A 26788-nucleotide genomic window follows, 5' to 3' on the forward strand; every position below is an offset into this window, starting at 1 on the left:
ATACACATAAAAAATCCGGGGTTTTTCTATTTATTCACCTGATGATGCTTAAAGGCATATCCCGATGCAAGGATAAATCCTGCAATACAGAGCACATCCACCACAAACAGCATGGCCGGCAGACCGATCACCCTTCCGGGTACGTTATATGCCAGATAATCTGTAAAACGAAATTCTGTTATTTTAGACGGCAGCAGTGCCAGAACATGCTTCCAGAGATATCCCCCTGAGCTTTCATAGAGAAAGCTTGGTATCAGGACCAGCAGAAAATCAGTGATAATGACACCATAGCTGTTCTTAAAAACAGCAGAGAGCAGCAGAGTAACAGCAGTCATGCACAGCACGGCCCCATAGCCCAGCAGCACAACCAGCAGTACAGCCTGCCACATGGTCAGGGAATAGCTGATTGGATTTGCAGTGTCATACGCCTGTATGGGCAAGTTTCCTCCCTGAGGGCCGAATATCATCAGGTAAATGCCTGCATAAGCCAGTACGATTCCCCAGTATACTGCCGTTGCATAGAGAACTGCGGAGAGTATTTTTGCCCTTACCAGCCTGTTTTTCCCATAGCGCATGGTAAGCAGCAGGGAATCTGCGCCGGTCTGGTATTCCCCTGCAAAAAGCGGGGCGATTCCAACACAGATAAGCGGCATGATCAGTATGATCCAGCCGGCGGAATTTATCATGCTTTTCCAGAATTGAAAGTTACCCAGCTTTAAATCTTTGACCTCCGCATCCTTTTCCAGCCAGTAATCTTTCTGGTTTTCCTTTATCATGCCCGTCTTTACAAAGCCATCCAGTTCTATGGCAAGCTGCTCACTCCGGCTCTTGTAGAAGTCTTTTCCCATGTTCCTCTGAAATACTTCTTTCATGTTCAATTCTCTGCTGCTGCCCTGATAATTTGTCATCAGAAGAGAAAAAAAATCCCGGTTTCTTCTGTAAAGTGTCCCGTACAGCTCCTCATTCAGAAAATCGGTCTCCTCCTTACGGGAATTCGTCTGGGGATCCTCCGTGCAGTCCAGATACTTCTGCATAAACTGCTCCACATTTTCCTGGGTAACCTGCACGGTGGGCAGCTCTTTCAGGGTCTTCACTGCCTCCATTCCGGAAACACTGTTTCCCTTTTCATCTACTGCATAGGTCTGCACAATAACAGAATAGACGCAAAACAGCAGGAACAGGCAGCAGCCCAGTACGGTAAGCTGGTTCAGTCTGCTTCCCCATATTTTTTTCCATTCATATCTCACCAGACGCTTCATCTACCATCTCCTCCTCTCATCCACCTCATCGTAAAATACACTCAGGTACAGATCCTCCAGATTCGGTTCTGCCCTCACTGCTGCTTCCATTGGCTTTGTCGGACTGACAGCGCGCAGGCGGATTTGTTTCCCCTGGTGATGAGAATTTACCACACAGATACTGGGGTCCAGATTTTCCAGTTCCCTCTCCGTGGTCTCGCACTCCCATACCTCTCCGCTGATGGTCTCCGTCAGTTCCGTCACGGTACCGTTCATGATAAATCTGCCTTTTTTCATAATCAGGATCTTATCCGCTATATATTCCACGTCCGAAACGATATGCGTAGACAAAATAACGATCCGGTCCTTTGAAAGACCGGAGATCATATTCCTGAAATATGCCCTTTCCTTAGGGTCCAGTCCCGCGGTGGGCTCATCCAGGATCAGTATCCTGGGATCATTGAGAAGGGCCTGCGCAATACCAAGCCTCTGCTTCATACCGCCGGAAAATGTACGGATTTTCCTGTCCGCATCCCCGGAAAGATGGGTCAGCTCCAGAAGTTCTTTTGTCCTTTTCTTTGCATAGGACGGCAAAAGTCCCTTCACTGCTGCAATATAGAGCATAAAATCCCGGGCCGTAAAACTGGGGGAATAACCAAATTCCTGGGGAAGGTACCCCAGTAAATCCCGGTAGTCCTCCCCCATCTCTATATTATTGCGCCCATCCAGCCTGACTTCCCCGGATGTAGGTGTCACAATGCCGCACAGCATCTGCATAAGTGTTGTCTTACCCGCACCGTTGGCTCCCAGAAAGCCGTATATGCCTTCCTCCAGCTCCATATTCACCCTGTCCACTGCAATTTTATTTTTAAACTGTTTTGTCAGCCGTTCCATAGTTAATTTCATGATAATTTCCTCCCATATATTTCAAAAGCCTGTTGATTTCCCGTATTGTGACCGCCATACCCAGAGCTGCTGTGATACCCCAGGCAAAAACCCGGTCTGTCTCATAGACCGGAATGGAAGTTGACCGCAGCATATTTATTACAACAACCAGGAAGCCTCCCCATGCCGTGCAGTACCAAAGCGCATTTTCATCCCTGCACCGTCCCAGCACTGCCATGCATCCTGCGCACATAACACTGAAAGGCGCCGCAAAATATAAAATGGCCTGCAAAAAAAGTCCCGCTGTTACACCGCTTGCGAGAACGGCGCCTGCCAGGCACACTGCCCCGTCCAGACCGCCGAAGAGCAGCAGGCGCACCAGGAGCTGTTCCCTCAAAGAATATCTGGCTGTCTGCAGGATTTCCCGCATGCCGGGCCTGCAGATATGGCACAGTTCATTGACATTTACCAGACATAATATGGGGGCTGTCACGGATATGAGCGGCCAGGCACTGCTGTCAAACCGCAGTTCTGTCTCCAGGATTCCCAGAAGCAGAAGCCCTGTGAGAAGCAGTTTCAGTGCCCAGACTCTTTTACTGATAAAGTGAACCTGTCCTGCAAAAAATTCCGCTTTTGTCACGCGCTTCCTCTCCGGGTGAAGGTCTGCTTCTTTGGCAGCCGAGAGCGTCCGCAAAAAGGCATCCTCCTCATAGTCCGGTATGGGTATCTCCCTGATTTTCTTACTCAGTTTTCTGTCCTTCATGTCTTCACTCCTCCCACCTGGTTTTAATATATTTTTCTGCCAGCTTCAGCCTGTAACGGACTGTGGATACAGGCATAGAGACAATCCCGGCGATTTCAGACAGCCGCAGATTCTGATAATAGCGAAGAAGTATCAGCTCTTTCTCCGGTTCCGGAAGTCCGCGGATGATTTCCTGCAGCGTAAGCCTGTCACTGATATTCTCAGTTCCGGAAGAAAAACCGCCTGCAGTCTGCTGCATATCTTCCTCCTCCAAAAGGACTTCCTTTCTCTTTTTGTAATGGTCTTTTATCAGATTGCCGGCTGTCACATAGAGATAATTTTTCAGCTTCCCGGTATGCTCATAGCTGTCCAGATTCTGCAGAAACCGCAGAAAGACATCCTGGGTCAAGTCCTGAGCCGTCTGCCTGTCCTCCACGCGGCAGTAACAGTACGCATAGATATCCCGGTAATATTCTTTTATGAGGATTTCCAAGGAATCCTGCCGGCCGCTTCGGATGTTCTTCAGAATTTTCTTTTCGGACATGGGATTTTCCTTTCTGCTGTATGGTATCTATAGTATATAACGATTGAAAGACAGAAAAAAACAAATCATTTTAAAAATATCGGGAACGGATGGGCCGAACAGAAAAGGCGCAGACCTGCTGAACCGTTATTTTATTTTAATTTTATATTTTATATATTTATATTTTGCAAAATTATATAATTTTAACGCTTTAAGTAATTGTAAATTTGCTTTATATCCGTTATAATATACACACAGACAGATTGCTTTCGTGTCATATTTTCCGGGAGGATACCATATGGCAAGGAAGAAATTTGAACAGTTAAATTTACAGGATGCATTTTTGTTTTCTGCTGCACTGGAAGATCCGGAGACATGCCGGCTGATATTGGAATTGTTTTTAGGATATCCGATTAACAATATAACCGTACATGCGGAACACAGCATTCTGCTCACCTCTGATTTCAAAAGCGTCCGGCTGGATATCTATGCCAGCGACAAGATAAAGGTGGGGTATAACCTGGTGGCACTTGGAGACGAGACACAGAAAATCTTTTTCAGCACAAAAGGGAACAATCCTGAAGATATCTCAGAAGAATTGGCTGCATTTCTGGAGTATGTAGAGAACAGCACAGATCAATGTGCAGCGAAGACTCAAAGTGAAACTGTTCATAAAATCCATAATAAGATCAAAGAATTGAAAAAGAATCGGGAAATGGGGGTAAAGTATATGTTGTTAGATGAGCTGATCAAAAGTGCCGAGAAAGAAGCTGCTGCTGAAAGCCTTGCCAAAGGCCTTGCTGAAGGAAAGATCAAAGAACAGAGCCGTTACAGCCGGTTAATTCTCCTTCTGGCAGATGATGGAAAGAACGATCAGATCGTAAAAGCCGCTTCTGACGTACATCTGCTGGAATCTCTGTATCAGGAATACGGATTATAATCTTATATTTACCGTCTCTCCATGCAATTTTCTGCCCTTTGGGGCTCTGTTATTTTCAAATCATATAAGGCGGATGCGAACCATCCGCCTGTCTGAATATTTCTATCATTAAATTCCACAAAATCAAAAAAATATGATGCGAAACTCTGTCTGTCATATTATCACCCGACAAAGCCATAGGAACGTAGATTTCTCCGAAGACACGCATGATTCCAGATGGAACGTATAACTGTCAGGACGGAACATAAAATCCGCTGCGCACTTTTCGGCGCAGCGGATTCAAATAGTTTCAGCCTTCAATAGCAATATATTCCTGCTGTTCCACAGCTTTGGCATCCTTTTTCGGAATAGCCAATTTCAAAATTCCATCCTCGAATTTTGCATGAATATCCTGCTCTGTCACATCCTCACCCACATAGAAGCTTCTGCTCATGCTTCCTGAATACCGCTCACGACGGATATATCTGCCATTTTCATCTTTCTCTTCCTTGTCTGAAGTTCTCGCGGCCCGGATGGTCAGGTAACCATTCTTTAACTGGGCATTTATATCCTCTTTCCTGAATCCGGGAAGTTCCATGTCCACCTCATAGCCATTTTCTGTTTCCCGCACATCTGTGCTCATGCCATAACTGCCGCCATTTTCAAAAAGAGAATTGTTCTTTCCAAAAAGACCCCTTCCGAACGGGAAATCCATCCAGTCATCAAATAAATTTTCTCCAAAAATACTGGGCATCAACATAAGTCATTTCTCCTTTCTTTCTATGACAAATTATTTTATTACTTCTTCAGAGAATCCCTGTTGTTATGAACCAGGAAATAAATTGTTACTGTTCACTGCGTGCCCAGCAACACGCTTGGCGATGCACAGATATGGAGCATTCTGCTCCATATCGTGCCGGCTGCCTCGGGATTTTCATGCCTTCGGCCTGAAAACACCTCGCGGGACAATGACATGTGAACAATATCAATAAATTTTCTTTTGTTCTAGTTGTAATATAACACTTATATATCATATTGTCAAGCACACGATTTAGAATTCACATTATTTTCACATTTTGAAGGACAGCATATAGAACCATTTTACCGGCACTGCCCAATGAAAAACCGGCCCTTCCACATGGTATACTGCCATATGAAAAAGCCGGTTTGCTGTCAGTCGTTAATTATATATTATTTTCCCAGAAGTTCTCTCTCGATCCTCTCTCTTGCCTCCGGTGCCTGTTTATCCATTTTCTCAGGAAAACCGAACATGGAGACGCAGGCGATATTGTCACCGCCCACTTTCGGGGCATTTTCTTTCAGTTGTTTATTTGCAAAATCCATATCACGCAGAGTTTCAAAGATGCCGTCAAAATCCACATCTCCTTCCCCCATTGCCAGGTGCTGATGAATGGTCACATCTGCTTTTCCCCGGCCGTTCAGCCACGGCGGATTGGCGATGTAACGGCAGTCCAGTGTCTGATTAAAGGTATCTGCAAACAGTACATGGGTCAGTTCATCTCCCGCATATCTCAGCATGGAACGCACATCCCCTTTGCCCTCGTCATAGAAGAAGCCGTGAGGGGAAGAATATACATATCCCAGATTTTTGGAACGGAAGGATTTTACCAGGTCACAGGTCTCATTGTTCAGCTCGCAGAAATCATAGGGATGGGACTGGATTTCCACACGGATGCCTTCCTTCTCTATAATAGGAAGCAGTTCCTCCATGGATCTGAACCACATGCCATTGCAGATTTCCTGCTGGTTCGGGTCACCGGACAGCTCTGTGTTGATAACCTGGACACCCATGTCCACTGCAATCTCAATCATACGTTTCCAGTTGGCAACCGCGAACTGTCTCTGCTCTTCCGTGGGGCCTGACCAGCGGTATACAACGATGAAAGATGAGATCTCCACGCCTGTCTCCTTCAGAGCCTGCCTGTATTCCTGTTCGCACTCTTTGGAAAAAAGCGGATGTTTGTAAAACGGATTAATTCTCGGATGGGGTGACTGTTCAATATATTTATATCCCCAATCTGCAACCTGATGGACCATACGGTTGATGTCCATCTGTTTTGCCAGTACGTCCACGTCAAATGCGATCTTCATATTGATTTCCTCCTAATCTTTATTCTCTGATACCTCCCGGTAAGAATACCGGGAGGTGCAGACTGTTTTGATCATAAACCTGTTTTTTCCGCAATATAAGCTCTTGCCTTCTTTGCATATTCCAGAGGATTGGCCTTTGCGGGGTCCTGCTCAGCTTCCACAACAACCCAGCCTTCGTATCCGGCCTCCTCAAGAATTTTGAAGATCGGTGCAAAGTCCACATCTCCGTCTCCGGGTACGGTGAACACGCCTTCACGGACACCTTTTAAGAAGCTCCATCTCTCGTTTCTGGATTTTTCCACCATCTCTCTGCGGATGTCTTTCAGATGTACATGTCTTACTCTGTTTACATATTTCTTCAGCACATTTTCCGGATCAATGCCTGCAAAGGACAGATGTCCGCTGTCAAAAAGAAGGAATACCAGCTCAGGGTCAACCATTTCCATGAAACGGTCAATCTCCTCCTCTGTCTGCACAACAGTTCCCATGTGATGATGGAAAGTAAGTGTCATGCCCTTGTCCTTCGCTATTTTTCCCAGCTTATTCAGGCCTTCCGCAAGCAATTTCCACTCCCGGTCATCCATGACATATTTGCCTTCCCAGACAGGCTGCTCCATCTTTCCCTGGATGCTGTAGCTCTGCTCGGATACGCCGATCACTTTTGCGCCCATTTCCTTCAGAAAATCCGTGGCTTTGATGAATTCCTTCTCTGTCTCCTCATATGGTCTGGAAATGAGGAAGGAGGAGAACCACTGGTTGCAGATTTGGATTCCTCTTAAATTAAGGGCTCTTTTCAGTACCTCTGTATCTGTGGGATATTTACCGCCCACCTCGGAGCCTGTAAATCCGGCCAGAGCCATCTCACTGACGCACTGCTCAAATGTATTTTCTTTGCCCAGATCAGGCATGTCATCATTGGTCCATGCAATGGGAGCGATACCCAGTCTTACTTTGCTTTTATCCAACATTATCAATTTCCTCCCTTACTGCTCTCTTCTTTGTTCCTAATGTAATCAAGAATCATGGAAACTGTGCCCTGTACACCGGTCTTTGATACATTGACAACCATATCGTAATGTTTCGGGTCATCACGCCGCATGCCGGTGAATTTCTCATAATAGCTGTTCCGCATCTCATCCTTCTCTTTCAGTTCTTCCAGAGAAATGCCGCCGTAATATTCCCTGCCTTCTTTTTCCCTGTATTCATCATCTGCATAGATGAAGAAGGAATAGGTGTGTTCCTGTCCGCCAAGGATAAAGTTTGCACATCTTCCCAGGAATACGCCGGGCGCGCTTCTGGCAAGGCCTTTGATGATCCGGCTCTGTTCTTCAAACATTTTGACAGCGTTCATATCATCCGCTACACCTGCCTGTGGGTAGGCATACGGAGAGAATGTGGGCTCTTTGTCCCCATAGTTATAATTATCCAGATATTTCTGCACTTCCTCCAGATTGGAAGTTTCCATTCCCATCTTCTCTGCCAGCAGACAGATGATCTGACGGTCATAGACACGGCAGTTCAGTTCTTTTGCGATTTCCTCCGCAATCTTTCTTCCGCTGCTGCCATAGACACGGCCAATGGCCACATTGATCTTATTCTCAGAGTGCGCTGCCACCGGAATCTCTTCCAGCTCGTTCTTTCCTTCTCTGGAAATCAGCTCGCGCATCATCTTATCATACATTTTGTCCAGCTTATAACATGCTGCTATGATAAACATGATCACCCAGATGGCGATGGGCACATACAGATAAAAGGTCTTGATGGCGGAGATCGCAGATGCTGTCTGCTCCGCTGCTGTTGCTTTCAGTCCGTCAAATGCTGCCATGGAAAGAATTGCGCCCATGATAGCGGATGTAAAGCCTGAACCTGCTTTCTGTCCCATACTCATGGAGGAGAACATAAGGCCTTCTACGCGGACACCTGTCTTCCAGTGGCCATACTCAATGGCATCACTTGGCAGGGAATACTGTACGCCGTAGAACGGTGCGATACCAAATCCTCTCATAATACAGGTTGCGACACCTAACGGAACACTTGTGATGTTCAGCAGGAAGAGAAGCTGTCCTGCAATACCCAGGATACATCCGGCACAGATCAGGTTTCTCTTGCCGTATTTCGGAAGCAGTTTCGGAAGCATTGCGATACCGATGATAGTGGAAATCTTCTCTGCTGCGGAAAGCGGCATAACCAGATCCACATCATTTAACACGTACTGACAATAATAGGTCAGATCTGTACCGATGATGATCTGATAAGCAGTATAGAACACCATCAGGCCAAGGGCGATAAGGAAATATCTGTTGGTAACCGTAACTTTGAAAGCAGTCCAGAACGGAGTGTTTTCTTTTTCCTTTTTGCCGCCGGATGCCTGCACACGTTCCGTACAGGTGCAGTATGTATTGATCAAAACGAATACGGATACAATGGCATATGCCGCAGTCACAAGAATCCAGGCCATCTGCTGGTTGTCAATCAGTTTTGCCACTTTATTGATCAGAGGCAGGGTAAATGCTGTGATGATCATACTTGCCGTAATAGAAAGCACCATACGGATGTTGCAGATCACGTCCCTCTCTCTCCTGTCACGGCTCATAAGTGAACCAAGTGCATGGAAAGGCTGGCTGATTGCGGTATATACCACTGTGTTCATAATGTTATAAGTTACAAATGCATAAATAATCTTCCCCATATCCCCCATGGGAGGCATGGTAAACAGCAAAATGGCTGCCAATGCATACGGGATCGCCAGTCGGAGAATCCAGATTCTGGCCTTTCCGTATTTGGAATGGGTCCTGTCAATAATAGTTCCCATGAGCACATCGGAAAATCCGTCAAATACCCTGGAGAGCAGCATGATCATACCCACTGCGCCTGCAGATATGCCTACCACGTTCGTGTAGAAATATATCAGCAGTGTTGTTGTCATCGTATACATCAAAGTCAGCGCCGGGTCACCAAAACAGTACGCCAGCTTTTCCGACATTGGGACTTTGATGAATTCATTCATATCTTTACCCTTCTGCTTAAAATTCAGCAGTTCGGGAATTCCTCCCTTTGCCATACTATCACCTTTTACAGGGCGGAGCTTACCCATCCGCCCTGCTCCTTCCTCTCATTCTGTGACAAGTCCTGCGCTTTTCTGTCTTCACATTCAGCGTTTGGAGTTTGCACAGCCTGTCATTTTTGCTTATCCCATCTCCTTATGCCCTGCAAAGGGCACATATATCGTTTAGAAATATTTTTCTACAAATGCCTTGGTCACTTCAGCAGCTTTTTTCACGTTCTCCTCATGGGACATAGCGTAATATTCCGGACGGAACTCTTCGATCGTGCACACGCCGTCGAATCCGATCTCTTTTAAAGCTGCAGCGATTCCTGCATGGTCTACCACACCTTCTTCCGGCCACAGACGTTTGTCATCGCCGCAGGAGCCAAGGGGCAGGTCTTCGCAGTCATTTAAGTGGTAAGCAAAGATTTTCTTGCCGTCTGCTGCTTTTAAATCTTCCAGTTTAGAGCACATTTCATGGAAATGGAAGGTGTCAACTGTGATACCTACATTGTCACGGTCTACTGCTTTTACCACATCATATGCTGTGCCGAACTGATTGATGGAACAGTTTGGTGCACCGCAGAACTCCAGGGATATTTTCATATCAGCGCCTACTTTGTCTGATAAATAGCGGAGTCTTTCCACAGCTTCTTCCTTGATTTCACTGACACTTTTGTCTTTTACGTCAAAATTCGGAACTGTGATCAGCATTTTCATACCAATCGCTTTGGAAACTTTCAGGATGAAATCCACTTCATCGTCGATTTCTTTTTTACCTGCTTCGTCTCTCTGGTTGAAATAGATCAGGGTGTTGTATGCCCATGGTTTCAGATGATGGTTTTTGAACCAGTCAGCCAATTCCTCCAGGGTATGCTCCTGCAGATAATCTTTTACGCAGTCAAAACGAATCTCAATATAATCAAATCCGTATTTTTCACACATTTCCATATCAGCCAGAAGGGACTGTCCTTTACATTCCAGTGCTGTTGCCTCATTAAATCCAAGTTTCATAATATATACCATCCTTTCGGTTTTTGTCTTATTCATGCCGGATGCTTTGTCTGGTGCATCCGGCTTCATTTCTATTGTATTTTGGTTTATTGCCGTACTTCGGCTTATTTATAAAACTCCGGTTTCTCAACTGCAGCGTTGATCTGTTCTACTGCGCCTGTCTCCTGTGCTTTCACAAGTGCGTCTGCTGTGATAGCTGCCAGGTATCCGTCCCATGCGGTCGGTCCGTTGATCACGCCCTCAGCTGCAGCATCAACCCAGTCCTGAACCTCTGTATCATAAGCGTCTTTGAATCTTACGAAGCAGTCTGTGTCGATGGTTGTGGCAACGGCTGCATTTTTGCGGATGCTTGGGTAAATCGGTGAAGGCATCTTGATCGCGCCGTCTTCACAAACCACTTCACAGTTGATGTCATATCCGAATTTGCAGTTTACAAATACTTCAACGTCGATGCATACACCCTTTTTAGTGCGGAGCAGCATGATCTGCGGGTCTTTTAATTCAGAGTGAGAATATTTTGTCACTTTCGGCATAATAACCTGTGCGGATTCATACTCATCATCCACTAACCAGTGAAGCACGTCAATCTCATGGATTGCTGTATCATGAACAGCCATTGGAGTTGTGTAGTTGGTTCCGACTTCCGGATTTCTGTGTGTGCAGTGAAGAATCAGGGGCTCGCCGTATTCACCGGATGTGAGGGCTTCCTTCACCTGCATATAGCCTTTGTCGTATCTTCTCATAAATCCAAGCTGGATCAGATGTTTTCCTGATTCCACCTCAGCCTCAACTACCTTCAGGCAGTCCTCAGCAGTTGTGCAGAGCGGTTTCTCACAGAAAATTCTCTTTCCTGCCTTGATGGCTGCCAGAAGAGATTCTACATGTGCGAATCCCGGAGATACAATGAACACTGCGTCCACATCAGGGTCGTTGATCAGTTCGTTTGCATCTGTGTATACCTTTGCTCCGCAGATGGCTGCCGCCTGTTTTGCACTCTCCTCAAATACGTCTGATACTGCGACTACCTCAGCTCCCTGAATCTTGTTTGTCAGTCTTTTGATGTGATCCTTACCCATTCCGCCGCATCCGATAACTCCTACTCTTAACATAATACATATCCTCCATTTCTCTTTTTCATTGTTTCCCAGTTATTTGTTTTTTTGTTTTTGTTCTTTCTTGATGATGCAATCATACCATAGCGTTCACGTGAACGCAATAGTTTTTTTGTACAAGATTCACAGTCTATTTTTATTAACTTTTGCTAATTGATAAAAAACAAACAATGTTTTTGTGCATGTTGTCTATTATTTCCAGTTTTATCCTGGATGACAGACTTGACTTTTGTTTATTTTTACTTTAGCTTAGTAATGGAGCATTATTACTTATTCTTTTCCAAGCTATATTTATGGTAATTTTTCTATCATTTATGGATTATAATGATTAAATCTTGAGTATGTATTAGTAATGTAAGGTGCGTGCACGTATGTTTTTTCTTTTCATTTGGAATAATCGGCTGAAGTGCCTCAGATACTTTTTTCCGGCGGATATGTCATTTTTCTGTATTAACCACAGTATGACCGCCTGAAAAGCGGTCATACTGCTACAAATTATATCTGTTTTTTATCACAATCTCTGCATACCGGTAAACAGATTCCGGTTTTTCATCATCAAAAAGTAAATGGAACAGCATCATCACCGGTTCATATCCCTGCATATAGGAATCCTGGCCGATGAGAAAATTGATGGCTCCCCGTTCTACCCATTTTTTATTCTCATCCAGAAAATCGTTGCCTATTACTTTGATCTCCCGTTCCTTTTCCTGTTTTACCAATGCTTCGCAGACGCCCTTTACTGCGGTTCCTGTCACGTAGATTCCCTTCAGATCCGGGTACTGCTCCAGCAGCTCCTCCACGATTTTGGCTGCCACCCACTCGTCATCATAGGAATATTTTGTTCCCACAAGCTGGATGCCGGGAAAGCTCTCCAATATCTCGGACTGAAAGCCCCTGATCCTGTTGTTCAGCGCAGGGTTGGAAATATGGCCGGAGATCACAGCCACCTCCCCTTTGCCGCCTGTGATCTCTCCCATTAACCCGGCTGCAGTCCTTCCGCTCTGGATGGTATTCTGTCCCACAAAGCATATCCTTTTCGTATCCTCAATATCCGAGTTAAAGGTGATAATGGGAATGCCATACTCCTCGGAAAACTGATTGATCATCTTCTTGAGCATGGTATCTTCGGACGGAGACAGGGCAATGCCCGAATACTCCTGCTCCTTCATTTCCTGCATGATTTCCATGACACGGCCTGCATCCACGCCGTCCACACGAAAGATCTCCACAGTACCGCCCAGACTTTCCACCTCCTGTTTGGCAGCTTTCATCCCCTCATAGACCTGTACCATGAAAGGGGTCTGGGCTGACTGCATGATGATCCCGATTTTCAGATTCCGCTTTGCCATAACAAGGGCCCTGCCCGCAAGACTGGGCTGATACCCCATTTCCTTCGCTATATTCTTTATCTTCTCCGCCACTTCCGGCCGGACTCTTCCTCTGTCCTTCAGCGCCCGGTCCACCGTCCCTCTGGACACCCCGGCCGCTTCCGCTATCTGCTGTAATGTTACTGGCATAATAATCCTCCTGCCCAAAATGTACTCGTGCACGCACTTTTGTCTTATTATATCTCTTTTAACAGCGATATGCAAGGGCAAAGATAGGAAAAGGACCGGACAGAAGCTCCTCCCGTTATTGTTCACATGCCACTGTCCCGCGAGGTGTTTTCAGGCCGAAGGCATGAAAATCCCGAGGCAGCCGGCGCGATATGGAGCAAAATGCTCCATATCTGTACATCGCGAAGTGTGCTGCTGGGCACGCAGTGAACAGTAACTCTCCCTCTCATTTCCCACCGAAGGTTTTTCTTAATTTCTCCAGCTCCCATGGCTGTTCTACCCAGTTCTCCACGTATCCGCAGTCGCAGCAGACGTAGCGGATCACCGGTATTTTTCCCAAGAGTGTCATTGTTGTGGTATAGATATTATTTCCGCTGGCATACCGGAAGTTATCCGGTATGCGTACAATGTTGTGTGATGCACACTTCGGACATTTATGTGTCTCCTTCATATTCTCTCACCTCTCACTTTCACTGCCAGCCAGCCCGCCTCCCCGGCAAGAAGACCAAGCATCACATAACTCATCACAGGCCATGTGCTGACCAAGACTGCACACAGGAGCATGATCACGGGCACGCAGTATTTCCTGGGATAATGGTACAGGTCACTTTCAATTTTCCATTTTGTCAGCGGAAATTTCCACTCCAGCGCTGTGAGAAGCAGGGCGCTGTGCAGGATAAAAAGCAGAGCGGTAAAGGCCTCTCCCTTCCCCACTTCCGGGAACTGTACTGCACAGGAAAGGAAAAATACAGATTCCGGCACCAGTAAATTACATGCTATAAATATGCCATAAGGAACAGCAAACCGCCCAATCTGTCCGGGCAGCATGCGAATCCCCCGGCAGAGCCTGCGGTCTGAGGACAACAGAATCGACACCGGCGTGTTCAGGGACAACAGGGCAAATCCCATGGGCATCATGCTTATGCCGCCCATTTTAGGAATAAAAAAGGAGAACATCAGGCCAAGTCCGCACAGAGCCAGCGTGTTCACCATATAATTGCCGTGTGAGGCCATATACCGGAACAGGTACCGTAGTACATTTCCCTTTTTTCCGTCTCCTGTCAGGCTTCCCACCCGTTTTGCAGCTCCTGTACGGGACCGGCAGAGTAAGCAGGGGTCAGCTCTTCCAAGCAGCACCGCCAGTACGCCCATAGAGGCAAGCACCAGAAACATCCGGCTGTATTTTCCCGCTCCCAAAACAAGGAATCCTTCTCCCGCTGCCAGCACTGCTGCTGCCGGAAATCTTTTTTTACAAAGCAGCCAGTATCCCGCCGCCGTACAGAAGCAGACCTGAAACGCGCAGATAAGACCGTTTACAAGTTTCCACGGCTCAAAGCCGGACACTGCCAGAAGAACGGTCAGCAGAAACGCTGTTTTCGTCACCACGGTATAGACGGCAAGGGCCGCAGCAAAGGCCCGCACTGCCTTACTGCCGGGAACCGGAAGCATCAGAACACCGCGCAGATCCACACGATTCTCCTCTGAAGACAGGGCTTTCCACATAACACCAGCCGAGAACACCAGCAGGATCAGATAAAAAATCTCTTCCCTGATGACTATGCTGCCCCAGACGGCATAAGTGGCGGTAACTCCGATCCCGCAGTATAAAAAAGACCTGCCAGCGCGTTCCCAGCGCTTACCCAGCAGCTTTTTTAAGAACACTGTAAAAGTCTCATACATGACGAAGCACCTCTCTTATATCCCCGTTTTCTTTCCATTCCCTGTCCTTAAGCTCCTCCATGCTTCCGTTCTTCAGAAGCAGAATCCTGTCCGCTGTAAGAGACACACTTTCCAGCACGTGGGAAGAAAAGAAAACCGTCCCGTACTCCTTATATTCTTTAATCTGCGTATACAAAAATTCCGTACTCTGAAAATCCAGCCCGTTAACCGGTTCATCCAGGAAGAGAAGCTCCGGGCGCAGCGCAAATGCTGTGATGAGATACACTTTCTTTTTATTACCGGTGGACAGCTCTTTTATCAGTACATCTTCATATTTCTCAAAGGAAAACCCCTGCACCAGCGTTTCTATATCAGGAACCTGCCTCTTGTATGTGCCGAACACATAGGCCAGATATTCCCGAAATGTAAAATATCCGAAAGGCGCCTCCCCGTCAAAAACAGCATATCTGCGTGACATAAATGCAGGATTTCTCAAAGAGATATCTTCGCCCTCCCATTGGATGTGTTCTGCCTGAAACCGGTCATGAAGGCCGCAGAGACAATTGAGCAAGGTGGTCTTACCCGCACCGTTCAGCCCGATCATCCCCACTGCCTCATGTTCCTGTAACTGAAAGGTCAGATTCTGCAGAACCGGCTTCTCTTTCACATACCAGGCGGTAAGGCCTTTTACGGAAAATTCTGCTTTCATTTGTCCTCCCTGTCCTTTCCCAAATGATATGCCGAAAGAAGAAAACAAGCTCCCAGCACTATATACAGGATACCAAACCAGATATTCGCCGAGAGAAAGCTTACCAATGCTGCCAACAGCCAGATGATTCCAAAGAATAAACGAAAGTAATAATGACGCATATTTGATTCCTCCTCTTTGCTTTTTTCTATGGTCTTATCATAGCACAGAGGAATCCGCTGTACGGATTTGGGCGTAAATGGAGGCATTTTGTCCGCAAATGGAACCCTTACCTCTCCTCCTGTTCCCGGTAATGCATAACTGCCGCAGCGGTAAACACAGAGTCCTTCCAACTGTTTTGCAGAGTACCGTTATATTTTTCCACTGCGGCGGCAGCGCTCTTCAATCCCCATCCGTGAAGGGATTTGTCCTCTTTTGTGGTCATCCATTCCCCTTTTTCCCACACAGGCTGTTTTTCACAGGTATTTTGGACCTTTATGACCAGCATATGGTTGATGCGCCGTATGGTCAGCCAAATGATGCGTCTGCTGTCATCCTCTGCCTGCCCTGCTGCTTCCAGTGCATTGTCCAGCAGATTCCCGAGAACCGCACATAAATCAGCGCTGCGTATGCCCGTCTGCCTGGGAAATTCTATATTGATCTCCATATGGATCTGCTTTTCCTTTGCCGCCATTAATTTGCTGTTGATCAGGTAATCCATGGTTTCATCCCCGGTCCATACTGTTTTGGCAATCCTCTTGACAGGCCCCTGTATGTCCTCCAGATAAGCGGATGCCTCCTCTGTTTTTCCCTCCCTGAGAAGCTGTCCCAGAATTGTCATATGGTTGTGAAAATCATGAAAAAGCCTTGCATTACCCGCATAGATTTCATTGAGCCGCCTGTAATCCCTCTCTAAAAGCTCCTTCTGGGTGGATTTTAATTCTGCCAGCTCCTTTTCCCTCTCGTACTGCCTCTGCGTATAATACACCAGCATTCCCATGAGAAGGACCATAGCAAATATGAGAGGAGCCAGCATTTCCTCTTCTCCTATGGGAAGAATATTCTGCTCCGTGAGCGTCACTGTCAGTATCAGTCCCGCAACTGCGATCCTGGACAGTATCTGCCGGACAGACTGCTCCTCCTCCCTTTTCTTATAAAGAAAAAAGGATAACACACCTGTGAGCAGACAAACGATCCAGTCCGCAGCCAGATTTCCTCCTGTACCTCTGCCCGGCAAAGTATCCATGCGCAGTATAACACCAATGGCTCCGCAAAGGATAAACTTCCACAGGCTGAGTGCCATTGCATATTCCACAGCCAGAAACAGAGCCCTTTTTCTCCTGACTCCATAAATCCATGCTCCGGCAGATGCCGCCAGAATAACCTGCACAGTCAATATCGGAAATTCCGGCACTTTCAGTATAAAAAGAAGACCTGACAAGGCTGCCAGGAAAAACGCTGTCCCCAATACCGCTGTATGGCTTTTTTCTTTCCTGCCGCCGTCCCAGGTACGGATGAGAAAGAAGTACAGCAAAATGCAGATACTGTCTGTAAAAAAGCCGGAAACCAACACCATCCATCCCATCATATATGTGCCCCCCAATACGCTGTGATCTGTTCTTTTACCCCCTGTATATGGGAACGGCTGACAGGCAGCTCCTCCCCGTTTTTTAAAACCAGTGACTGCTTCTGTAGCTGCATAATGTGGATGATATTTGCGATACAACCCCTGTCCGTGAAAATAAATTCTTCTGCCTGCAGTTCCTCATATACCTGCTGCAGACTTTTCCGGACTTTCGAGATTCCCCTGGAAGTGTGAAACACAGAATTTTTTCCCTCCTTCATAATGTAATAAATGTCACGATACATTACCTTTTCCAGAGAACTGCCGTTTTTTATGGTATAGGAATCCCCCTCTTCAAGCAAAAGCAGCCTGACAGCGTCCGTGATGGCTGCTGTCAGGCGTTTTTCCATATCATTTTTCGGAACATAGCGGAATATGGCGAGTTCATATGCGTCAATGGCATATTCCAGATGGGAAGTGATGAAAATAATCTTCACATCCGGCAGAAAAGGCTTTATTTCTGCCGCCAGTTCCATGCCGTCCGTATCCGGCATCTCGATATCCAGAAGGATCAGATCATAATGAAATCCATCCTCGGAAATGTCATACAGCAGATTCCGGCTGCTTGTATAGGTCGTTATCTCTGCCGCGGCCCCGCAGGTCTTCAGGCACTGCCTGGTATATTTCTCCGACAGGGCAACTGCGGATGCCTCATCGTCACAGACTGCTATTTTCAGCATATCCTTCCCCCTCTTCGTCTCCGTCTTTCTTATATTATAGGGGATAGGATACGCTTGTGCAATGGCATAACCACTTTTGGCCCGAAAACGCCTCGCGGTACAGCAAAACGTGAACCGTACTTTTAAATCTCCAGAACACCTGCTGCGTTCTTCATGGAAATCTTGTACAAAGCAAACTGATAGAGTCCTATCAGGGCAATGACCGCCAGCATCAATCCGGCAATTTTTATTTCACCCGTTGTCAGAATGCCGTCATTCTGCCACAGAAGGAGCAGCTCATATAAAAACATCAGAAGACATCCCATGATCGTAGGCAGTACAAAGGTTTTTGCCAACTGGCTTTTCAGAAGCCTGCGCAGGTATTTCTTATTTGCACCCAGCTTTTCCAGATCTTTGAATATTTGGCTGTTTTTCATGGCTACGTTCTGGCTTCTTGTGTATAAGATAATACTTTCAGCAGCCAGGCATATCACAGCGATGTATGCAAACAGCAGTAAAAAGATGGCACGTCTCATAATACTGTTTTCCTTTTCCATCGGCACAATGGAGGGCTTGTAGAGCCAGTCTGCCTCTAAAGCAGGCCTTTTGCCGTCATAAATACCCGGAAGATCGTATCCATATTCCTCTCCCTGCACTTTTGCCTGATATGCATTGTATGCCCCAATATGATTCATGCTTTCGGGGGCCCTGCTGCAGAACTGTTCATAGAGATCTTTGCTGAATGCGTAGGTCTCTTTGCTGTCTTCCACCTGAAACAGTACCTGGCGGATGATCTTGTCTTGGCTGATATCTGCCTTCAGCTTTTCATAGTCCGCATCATTCAGGATATACCTGGAATCCTCACCATACCCTGCTCCTATCACAAGAGAGCGGTATATCTCCAGTCCGTCATATTCCATAGAAATAAAATCTTCTTCATTCTGCAGATAAAGCCTGGTTGTATCGTCAAATCTGTTAAAAATATTTTCATAGCCCGATTTTGACTGGATTACCCTGTAATGCCCCTCTGCGATCTCGGTCTCTTTTCCTGTCATGGCTTCAAACTGCGCTGCGCTGATGCATTCGTAATAAAAATATTTTTCGTTGTATTCCTCGATCATATTATTATTTTCATCCATGTCCTCACGGTTTACACCGTCCCCCAGAACCTGAATAAATTCCGCCTCCCGGTAATCCTGCACAGATACCTGATACTTATCTGCCATGGCAAATACTTCTTCCTCTGACAGTTCATCTGCATCCATGGGATAGCGGTAAGAGATATCGTCTTCATATTCTCCGTAATTGTCGCCCCCCTGAAGCGGCAGATAAAAGACGCCAAACTGTACTCCCATAAGCAGTAATGCGATCACCAGCATATTTCTGACAATGGAACCTCCCTGAAATTTTAACATGCCGTAGGATATCATGTTATCATAATATTTCTGCGCATTCTTTCCTTTCCTGTGTGAGGCGATGGAGTAGACTAAAATCCGGTAAAGCCCTGCAGCGGCCAGAATATAAAACAGATTGGTCCAGGCCCCCATCCAGTGTCCGCTGATATTAACGGAGAGGATAGGCACAAAATATCCTATAAAAACCCCCACAAGAATCATCACGATACCGGATATCAGGTAAGATAATGTGATGCCCTTTCGCAGCGGCTCCTGTTTGCGCTGCTCATTGATGATATCCATAACGTTGCTTCTCTTCATAAAACGCACACACATCACAGCCACACAGATAATCAGGAGCATGCAGTAGACAATTCCTCCTGCAATTCCCAAAAATGAGAGGGAAAAATGGTTATCATTCCCGCTGCTTGCAATATGCTCAAAAATAACACCGATAACACTTGCAAGACCAATGCCAAGCAGAATTCCCACAACGGAGCATCTGACCATCATCTTGCCGATCTCTGTAAATAAAGCCCTGCCAAGCTTACTTTTCCCGGCACCAAGTGCAAGGAAAATCCCTGTCTCTCTGCTCTTATATCTCAAAAACAGACTTGTCGCGTAGATACTGAACATAATACAGCCTGCTGCTGCAAGGAAGAAGATCATATCCGCTATTTTTCTGGAGTCACCCCCATTCGGCAGTGTTTTCTGCACCAGGTCACTCCCATACATAACAAGATACGATGTGATCAAAAGAATGGACAGGGATATGCAGAACTGGAACTGCATATATTCCTTTTTGTTGTTTTTCCGTAATTTTGAAAATAATCCGCTCAGTTTCATTCTATTCACCACCGTTCATTTTTCTCAAAACATCTAAAAGCTCTTCCATGAATTCCCTGTGATTTCCATTACTGGTCAATTCTGTATAGACGGTTCCGTCCTTCATCACGATCACCCGGTCACAGTAACTGGCAGAGAAACTGTCATGTGTCACCATAAATGTGGTTGCATTCAATTCCTTCTGCGCCTCCAGAAAAGCTCCGATCACTGCTTCGCTGGAACGGCTGTCCAGATTACCGGTAGGCTCATCCGCAAGGATCAGAAGCGGATTGTTCATCAGCGCTCTTGCCACTGCGGCACGCTGCTTCTGGCCGCCGGATATCTCTGCCGGAAATTTGCCGGCGATATCGGAGATCTCAAACATTTTCAGAAGCTTCTCCGCTTTTGTCTCCATCTGCCTGTACGGTTCCTGATGGATGACTTTCGGGACACATACATTTTCAAAAACATTCAGCCCGTCCAGAAGCATAAAATCCTGAAAAACAAATCCCAGCTTTTCGTTTCTTATCTTGGCGATCTGCTCCTCTTTCATATTGGAAATATTGACCCCGTCCAGCAGGATTTCTCCTTTGTCGTGAGGGATGAAGCAGGAAATGCAGTTTAAAAGGGTTGTTTTCCCGGAACCGGACGGCCCCATAACTGCCACGAATTCGCCTTCCTCTATGGAAAATGAAACGTCCTTTAACACCTCGTAAGTGGTGTTCCCTGTCTTGTAGCTCTTGTATAAATGATTTACCTGTAACATATGTAATCCTCCCTGTTTTCTATAAATTTGTAATCGTTCAAATATTTTGAACTGATACGGAAATTCTGCCGTTAAGAAGCTTTTGATGAGCCGGACGGCTGTTGTTTGTATGTATTTATTCTATCGAAAAAAGGGAATCGATTACAGATGAGTGAATGACAAGTTTGACATGATTTTTGTAAAGTTTTGCATTTGATGACAGATTTGTATTTTTTTAATTTAATAAAAACCGGAGAATGTCAAATGCATTCCCCGGTCAGAGTTCGCCTGTTAATAAGTCCCCGTTATAGATTGCATTTACCCAGCAATTCCATCACGGATTCACTTCCTTCCTGTGCGTATCTCCATACAGAAAGACCGCAGCCTACGTTTATCTGTAATTTGCGGGTTCCGGCAGATAATCCTCCACGTTATCCATCGTAACCTTAGAATAAGGCAGATAGATATACTTATCCTTCTCGAACTTAATATCTTCCATCCCCTTACCTGACACAAGGGCAACTGCCAGCTCTGCCATAGCCTCTGCCTGTCCTTCTTTATCGTTATATACCGTTCCGGACATTTCCCCGTCCAGGACTGCCTGGAGTCCCACATCCGTGCCGTCGATCCCAAAAAATACCGGAAGGGCAGATTCTGAATAATTCAACTTCTTGTAGGCATCAATGGCGCCCAGCGCCATATCGTCATTGTTGGCTAAAACAAGCTCTATCTTATTCTGGTACTGACTGATCAGCAATAACATCCTGTTCTGTGCCTGGGCACGATTCCAGTTCGCGATTCCATAGCTCAGTTTCTCCAGTTCAATGCCGTTGTTTTTCAAGGTATCCACCGCGTTTTCCGTGCGGATGATGGCATCCTGATGGCCGGGTTCTCCTTCCAGCACTACATACTGGATTCTGCCGTCCTTGTTGCGGTCTATGCGGCTGTCTGCCTGTATTACGTCTACTGCCAGTTCCCCCTGCATGACTCCGGACTGCTTTGCCTCTGCGCCCACATAATAAAGACCGTCCCACTGCATCAGATCCTCAGCAACGGGTTCCCTGTTAAAAAATATGATAGGCACATTATTATCCCTGGCAAGGTCAATGATCTCCGATGGGTCCGCCCGATCCACCAGGTTTACACAGAGGACATTACAGCCCGCGTCAATCAGTTCCTTCACCTGGTCATTCTGGGTCCTCTGTGAACCGGCGGCGTCCCTAAGTGTCACAGTGGTCTTAAACTCCTCACTTCCATAGTCACTGAGCTTTTCTTTAAAACAAGTGATCAGCTCATCCAGGAAGGTATCACTCTGATTATAGCAGATCACCCCCGCGTGAACCTTGTCAGACACAGCCAGCTGCTGCTCTTGGCAGGCACATAAGAGCTGTGTACTCATGCAGAAGATCAATCCTGCTGCCAATATGTTTTTTCCTCTCATACTATACCCCTGATTTCTTCCGGCCGCTTAAAGCGTACTCTACTGGCTCATTGTAAAAAGAACTTCCTGATTCTCTTTTGAAAACAGTGTATCCCTGCGGATCACCGTATAGGAAACAGTTCTGTTCTGCATTGTGTGAAAATAATCATCCAGACTTTCTGCCGTCTCGGTAAGACTTTGATATCCCACATTAAATTCATCGGGCACCACCAGGCATTCCGCAAAGCCTGTGTCCAGATAATAGACCGCCTCCGTGGAATTGCCGATTCCATACACCAGAGCTCCGTGCAGATTCTTGGCTGCAGAATATTTACCGGCTGTCCTCAGACTGTTGTCGTCCAGCGCAATGACAAAATCCACCCTCGAACGGAACTCCAGTGCATTTTCGTCTGTCTCCGAAAAGGAATCATATACAGACCAGCTTATCACAGCGCCTGTGTCTTTCAATCCAGCGAGAAATCCTTTCTCCCGGTTGGCTGCCGCTTCCGAATCAGCGGTCTCTGAGAGGATTCCCACTGTCTTACCTTCTATATTTCCGCTGTAATCTTTCAGCAGTTCCTCCGCCAGGGCCGTGCCCATGGCATAGTGGTCCGGCTCTGTGACCGGCAGGGCGGAGTCCTCTTTTTCCTTTGACGCTGTACACCCTGCCAGCATGACAGGAACTTTCTTTTCCACATCTCTTAACATGTTTTCCGTGTCAGCATCCGGAGCGGGCTGTACTATAATTGCATCTGCCCCGTTCTCAATCTCGCGTTCGATCAGGCTCTTTTCCTCCTCTGCAGTCAGTGTGCCCCCCGTGCTGACGACAAACATTTCTATTTTCCGGTCCTCCGCTGCCATTCTGAGCCCGTATTTGAATGCGGACCACTGGTTGTCATCAGAATTTTGGATGATCACGGAGACCTTGTCAAGATCCCTGCCGTTTTTCTCCTGAAGCATGACAAAGGCCAGTACAATCACCATTGCGGCCAGAACCGCTTCTATCAGAATAAACAATCTTTTGCTGTTTTTCATCTCTATTTACCCTGTGTTTTCCTGTCAATCATTTCTTCCCGACTGAAGATATAGCCCTTCTCCAGAATCCTGCTGTTTTCCTCCGTATAAGGAACCGCCGGCATACAGATGGAGACGGTGGTCCCCTCATCCGGTTCACTTTCAACGGTAAGGCCGTATTCTTTTCCAAAGAGAATCTGAATGCGGTTATTCACATTCACAAGGCCAACACCGGACCCGTGTTTATGTACCCGTTTGCTGTCCGTAAGGATAAGGCTCACCTCTTCCTCTGACATTCCGATTCCGTTGTCTGCCACCGAGAAAACAATATTTTCCCCTCTCATGGTTCCGGTCACCCTGATTTCTCCGCAGTCATCCATGCTGCTGACGCCATAGGCAATGGCATTTTCCAGAATCGGCTGTAGGATCAGCTTCACCGTACAATAGGAATATATGGAAGGATCCACGTCAAATGTAACGGAAAACGCGTTTTTATACCGGACCTTCTGGATATTCATATAGCTCTGGGCATGCTGCAGTTCATCTTTTACACTAATCACCGTGCGGCCCTTGGAAAGGCTGATCCGAAAGAGCCTTGCAAGCTGTGAGATCATAAATACAGCATCATCGTTCCGCTCCCCCTCCACCATCCACGTAATCGATTCCAGGGCATTGTATAAAAAGTGGGGATTGATCTGGCTCTGCAGAGCATCCAGCTCACTTTTTCTTCTTTCATTCTGTTCCAGCACAATTTTACGCATAAGGGTGTCAATCTGCTCATAGGACCGCTGTATGGAATCCCCCAGATGCCGGATTTCCAGGGAGCCTCCCGTATAAATCTCCGGCTTTTCCCCCGCCTCATATTCCATGACCGAGTTATTCAGTTTCAAAATAGGGCTGGAAATCCTGACAGACACAACGCGGTTGATGATCACAAGCATCATTGCCATCAAGAGCATGAGCACCATGATAAAATACCGGATATTGACCATTCCGTGTGTAAATGTGGAATAAGGGATCACTCCGACCAGCTTCCATCCGGTGTAGCTTATGGTGTTGACGATCACCTTGCGGTGTTCCCCCTCAAAGGTCTCGTCGTAGACACCGTCCTTGTATTTTGCGGCTGTTTTACTGTTCTCACTGCCGATTCCATCGCTGATCTGTATCTGCCGCATGTGATAGATAATTTCCCCGTTGCTGTCGCACAGATAATAATATTGTCCGTTGTTCAGGGTATTGATCTGTTTCATCATCCGGGAGATATTGGAATAATCCATATCCACAAGCAGGACGCCTAACTGGGAATCCCCCTTATTGGTCAGCTCAACCACACGGCTCAGAGAAATCACCCAGTAATACCGGAAGGTGCCGTCATCAAACAGGTTCTGGATATGGGGTGTGGAAAAATGCATATTTTCCATTTCCCCCATAGCACGTTTAAACCAGTCCTGCCTGGTCACATCCGGGTCCTCTTTCTGGGACGCAAGGGGTTCCGCTGCCATCAGGCTGCCGTAATTATTGTAAATGGCAATGCTGCGCAGGCTGTCTCTGTTCGCCTCATACAAAAGATTCATCCCTCTCTGGATATCCATATCCTGATTGGACAGATCATTTTCTTTTATAACGTTATAATAGACCGCGTCTGAAATCTGCCGCATACTGCCCAGGTAATCTTCCAGATTCTCTCCTGCCTGTTCCATCAGTTTCTGCGTGCTTTGTATGATCTCCTGCCGGGATAAAACGGAAAACCTGATGTACATCACGATCCCCAGGATCAGCATGATGGAAATAGATATAACGGAGATGGCAAACATGATCGTTGACTGTATGCCCCTGGGCTTCGCGCTTTTCAAACGTCCGAAAAACTTATTTTTCACTTTCTGTATGCTCCGTTCTGTACTTTGAAGGTGACACTCCAAACCGCCTCTTAAATACATAACTAAAATAGTTGGGATCTGTGTACCCCACACTCTTTGCTATGATATAACTTTTCTCATTTGTCTCGATCAGCAGGCGTGACGCCCGGTCCATCCGGTAATCCGTCAGACAGCCGATAAAGGAATTGCCGGTCTCTTTTTTAAAAATCGTAGAAAAATAGGAATTTGACACGCCCAGAACCTCACAGATATTGTCCAGTGAAAGTTCCTCATCCGAATAGTTGCTGCGGATATATTCCATGGCTCTGGATACAATGGATTTCGTGGACCTGCTTCTGGCACTGATCAATTTTTCACGGAAGGACAGGCTGAGATCAACGAGCCATTTCCGCAGCGCATCAGGCCCCAGATCAAGAAGGCTGCCATACAGTGTCCGCATATCCCCCGAAAAATCCTCCGGCGCAATATCATTATTTGCAGAAAATCGGTACAGAGCACTTACCAGTTCCATGATATCAATGTGGTGCTGCTGCAGGGATTTTGCAGGAAAAGAGATATGATCCAGATACTGATTGACTGCCCGGACAACATCATCGGCTGACTTTAAACGGATCATTTTAAACAGTTCAGACAGTTCCGCGTCGCTGGCGAAATCCGTTGTGCTCATCTCCTGGGGAGCGATCTCCTTCATATTGATCGCCCTGGAGGCACCATAGATCACCCGGTAGGAAACCGCCTCCCTGGCACCGCTGTAAGACTGGGGCAGATCCATGATATTTCTGCAGACCTGGCCGATTCCCACTGTGACCACAGCGCCGATGATACGATGTGCATATCTGCAGAACCTGTCACATTCATCGGTCAGTTCCGAGACTTCATATTCATTTTTAAGCTGTGCGATCAGGATGGTATTTCCCAGATAAGAAAAGCATTTTGCCTGCCACTTTTCGCCCAGACGTTCCCTGGCCTGGTTATGGACAGACGTGGACAGCAGCAAAGGATTCATATCCTTCGGCACCTGACTGGATGATGTATGTATGACAAGACAGCAGAAACATGGTCCCGGAAAAGAAATCTGATAATCTGTGAGATACTTCGGGATCTCATCTTCATGAATCCTTCCCTCCACCAGCGTGGAGTAAAAGTTCGCCTGCAGAAGAGGTAGGGACTCCATATAACATTTCTGCAGGATTTCCACATTTCGTTTTTCACTGATCTCCTGATCCAGTTTTATTTTGAGCTGGGTGAGCACATTGGTCAGTTCTATGGAATTGACCGGTTTCAGAATATACTCCTCCACCTCCAGGTGGACAGCCTCTTTCGCATATTCAAATTCATCAAATCCCGTGAAGATCAGGATTTTGGTTGCCGGATATTCTGTTTTAATGCGGTTGGACAGCTCCATGCCGTCCATGTAGGGCATTTTGATATCGGTCATCACCACATCGGGCTGGAATTCCTCCATCATTTCCAGGGCTTTCATGCCATTGTTGGCATATCCGATGACTGAGAAGCCCAGGCCTTCCCAGTTGATTTTTTTCATGATGACCTGGATCACTTCTTCCTCGTCATCTACCAAAAGCACTGCGTATGTATCCATATCTTTTGTCTCCATGTGCGTGTATATCCGCCTTGTATTGTAATAGTATAGCAAATCCAAAAATAAATGTAAACGTCAGCCTTTCCAAAATCGACCAAAAGGGTCAGAACAATCTCTGACCCTTTTGGCAAGTATA

Annotated in this window: 24 protein-coding genes; 1 reads left to right on the forward strand and 23 read right to left on the reverse strand. The window is 46.5% G+C overall.

Features of this window, described 5'->3' with window-relative positions; genetic code table 11:
- Window positions 1-26: 26 nt before the first annotated feature.
- Genes WMO65_RS01240 through WMO65_RS01255 form a run of 4 tightly spaced genes read right to left on the reverse strand, consistent with a single transcriptional unit; the run spans window position 27 to window position 3409 of the window.
- The gene (locus WMO65_RS01240) at window positions 27-1259 is read right to left on the reverse strand and encodes an ABC transporter permease (RefSeq protein ID WP_148393068.1); all 1233 of its coding nucleotides are present in this window, start codon (window positions 1257-1259) and stop codon (window positions 27-29) included.
- On the reverse strand, window positions 1260-2144 hold the full coding sequence (locus WMO65_RS01245; protein ID WP_148393069.1) for an ABC transporter ATP-binding protein: 885 nt from the start codon (window positions 2142-2144) through the stop codon (window positions 1260-1262).
- Window positions 2107-2886 carry a hypothetical protein gene (locus WMO65_RS01250; RefSeq protein ID WP_033143605.1) on the reverse strand — a complete coding sequence of 260 codons (780 nt, stop codon included), beginning with the start codon at window positions 2884-2886 and terminating at the stop codon, window positions 2107-2109. Before WMO65_RS01250 ends, WMO65_RS01245 begins: the two co-directional genes overlap by 38 nt.
- A 4-nt stretch (window positions 2887-2890) precedes the next feature.
- The gene (locus tag WMO65_RS01255; RefSeq protein WP_033143606.1) at window positions 2891-3409 is read right to left on the reverse strand and encodes an RNA polymerase sigma factor; all 519 of its coding nucleotides are present in this window, start codon (window positions 3407-3409) and stop codon (window positions 2891-2893) included.
- 277 nt (window positions 3410-3686) lie between these two features.
- Between WMO65_RS01255 and WMO65_RS01260 the strand changes: the two genes are divergently transcribed.
- The gene (locus WMO65_RS01260; protein ID WP_148393070.1) at window positions 3687-4328 is read left to right on the forward strand and encodes a hypothetical protein; all 642 of its coding nucleotides are present in this window, start codon (window positions 3687-3689) and stop codon (window positions 4326-4328) included.
- Window positions 4329-4617: 289 nt separating this feature from the next.
- Here WMO65_RS01260 and WMO65_RS01265 read toward each other — a convergent pair whose 3' ends face one another.
- The 19 genes from WMO65_RS01265 to WMO65_RS01355 form a co-directional block, all read right to left on the reverse strand.
- A complete protein-coding gene (locus WMO65_RS01265; RefSeq protein ID WP_033143799.1) occupies window positions 4618-5067 on the reverse strand; it encodes an Hsp20/alpha crystallin family protein in 450 nt (149 codons plus the stop codon).
- Between the two features lie 431 nt (window positions 5068-5498).
- On the reverse strand, window positions 5499-6419 hold the full coding sequence (locus tag WMO65_RS01270; RefSeq protein WP_033143800.1) for a sugar phosphate isomerase/epimerase family protein: 921 nt from the start codon (window positions 6417-6419) through the stop codon (window positions 5499-5501).
- A gap of 71 nt (window positions 6420-6490) precedes the next feature.
- Window positions 6491-7387, reverse strand: coding sequence for a myo-inosose-2 dehydratase (iolE, locus tag WMO65_RS01275; RefSeq protein WP_148393071.1), 897 nt, complete (start codon window positions 7385-7387; stop codon window positions 6491-6493).
- A gap of 2 nt (window positions 7388-7389) precedes the next feature.
- Entirely contained in the window at window positions 7390-9513 is a 2124-nt protein-coding gene (locus tag WMO65_RS01280; RefSeq protein ID WP_225305263.1) for a cytidylate kinase family protein, read from the reverse strand.
- A gap of 135 nt (window positions 9514-9648) precedes the next feature.
- Entirely contained in the window at window positions 9649-10479 is an 831-nt protein-coding gene (locus tag WMO65_RS01285; RefSeq protein ID WP_054351059.1) for a sugar phosphate isomerase/epimerase family protein, read from the reverse strand.
- 104 nt (window positions 10480-10583) lie between these two features.
- Window positions 10584-11588: a Gfo/Idh/MocA family protein gene (locus tag WMO65_RS01290; RefSeq protein ID WP_033143802.1), complete on the reverse strand. Its 1005-nt coding sequence runs from the start codon at window positions 11586-11588 to the stop codon at window positions 10584-10586.
- Window positions 11589-12079: 491 nt separating this feature from the next.
- Entirely contained in the window at window positions 12080-13108 is a 1029-nt protein-coding gene (locus tag WMO65_RS01295; RefSeq protein WP_054350900.1) for a LacI family DNA-binding transcriptional regulator, read from the reverse strand.
- Between the two features lie 265 nt (window positions 13109-13373).
- On the reverse strand, window positions 13374-13598 hold the full coding sequence (locus tag WMO65_RS01300; protein WP_033143804.1) for a hypothetical protein: 225 nt from the start codon (window positions 13596-13598) through the stop codon (window positions 13374-13376).
- Window positions 13595-14827, reverse strand: a complete 1233-nt coding sequence (locus tag WMO65_RS01305; protein ID WP_148393072.1) for a hypothetical protein — start codon at window positions 14825-14827, stop codon at window positions 13595-13597. Before WMO65_RS01305 ends, WMO65_RS01300 begins: the two co-directional genes overlap by 4 nt.
- Window positions 14820-15515, reverse strand: a complete 696-nt coding sequence (locus tag WMO65_RS01310) for an ATP-binding cassette domain-containing protein (protein ID WP_148393073.1) — start codon at window positions 15513-15515, stop codon at window positions 14820-14822. Before WMO65_RS01310 ends, WMO65_RS01305 begins: the two co-directional genes overlap by 8 nt.
- Window positions 15512-15676, reverse strand: coding sequence for a hypothetical protein (locus tag WMO65_RS01315; RefSeq protein ID WP_186971053.1), 165 nt, complete (start codon window positions 15674-15676; stop codon window positions 15512-15514). Before WMO65_RS01315 ends, WMO65_RS01310 begins: the two co-directional genes overlap by 4 nt.
- Window positions 15677-15783: 107 nt before the next feature.
- On the reverse strand, window positions 15784-17082 hold the full coding sequence (locus WMO65_RS01320) for a sensor histidine kinase (protein WP_148393074.1): 1299 nt from the start codon (window positions 17080-17082) through the stop codon (window positions 15784-15786).
- On the reverse strand, window positions 17079-17798 hold the full coding sequence (locus WMO65_RS01325; protein ID WP_148393075.1) for a LytR/AlgR family response regulator transcription factor: 720 nt from the start codon (window positions 17796-17798) through the stop codon (window positions 17079-17081). The genes WMO65_RS01320 and WMO65_RS01325 overlap by 4 nt, the downstream gene beginning before the upstream one ends.
- Window positions 17799-17920: 122 nt before the next feature.
- Window positions 17921-20017, reverse strand: coding sequence for an FtsX-like permease family protein (locus WMO65_RS01330; protein WP_148393076.1), 2097 nt, complete (start codon window positions 20015-20017; stop codon window positions 17921-17923).
- A 1-nt stretch (window position 20018) separates the two neighbouring features.
- Window positions 20019-20762, reverse strand: coding sequence for an ABC transporter ATP-binding protein (locus tag WMO65_RS01335; protein WP_033143809.1), 744 nt, complete (start codon window positions 20760-20762; stop codon window positions 20019-20021).
- A gap of 370 nt (window positions 20763-21132) precedes the next feature.
- The gene (locus WMO65_RS01340; protein WP_148393077.1) at window positions 21133-22182 is read right to left on the reverse strand and encodes a galactose ABC transporter substrate-binding protein; all 1050 of its coding nucleotides are present in this window, start codon (window positions 22180-22182) and stop codon (window positions 21133-21135) included.
- 39 nt (window positions 22183-22221) lie between these two features.
- Window positions 22222-23196 carry a substrate-binding domain-containing protein gene (locus WMO65_RS01345; protein ID WP_148393078.1) on the reverse strand — a complete coding sequence of 325 codons (975 nt, stop codon included), beginning with the start codon at window positions 23194-23196 and terminating at the stop codon, window positions 22222-22224.
- A gap of 2 nt (window positions 23197-23198) precedes the next feature.
- On the reverse strand, window positions 23199-25052 hold the full coding sequence (locus WMO65_RS01350; RefSeq protein ID WP_148393079.1) for a cache domain-containing sensor histidine kinase: 1854 nt from the start codon (window positions 25050-25052) through the stop codon (window positions 23199-23201).
- Window positions 25042-26652: a response regulator gene (locus WMO65_RS01355; protein WP_033143824.1), complete on the reverse strand. Its 1611-nt coding sequence runs from the start codon at window positions 26650-26652 to the stop codon at window positions 25042-25044. Before WMO65_RS01355 ends, WMO65_RS01350 begins: the two co-directional genes overlap by 11 nt.
- Window positions 26653-26788 lie beyond the last annotated feature (136 nt).

Source organism: Blautia caccae (assembly GCF_040095955.1).
GTDB lineage: Bacteria > Bacillota > Clostridia > Lachnospirales > Lachnospiraceae > Blautia > Blautia celeris.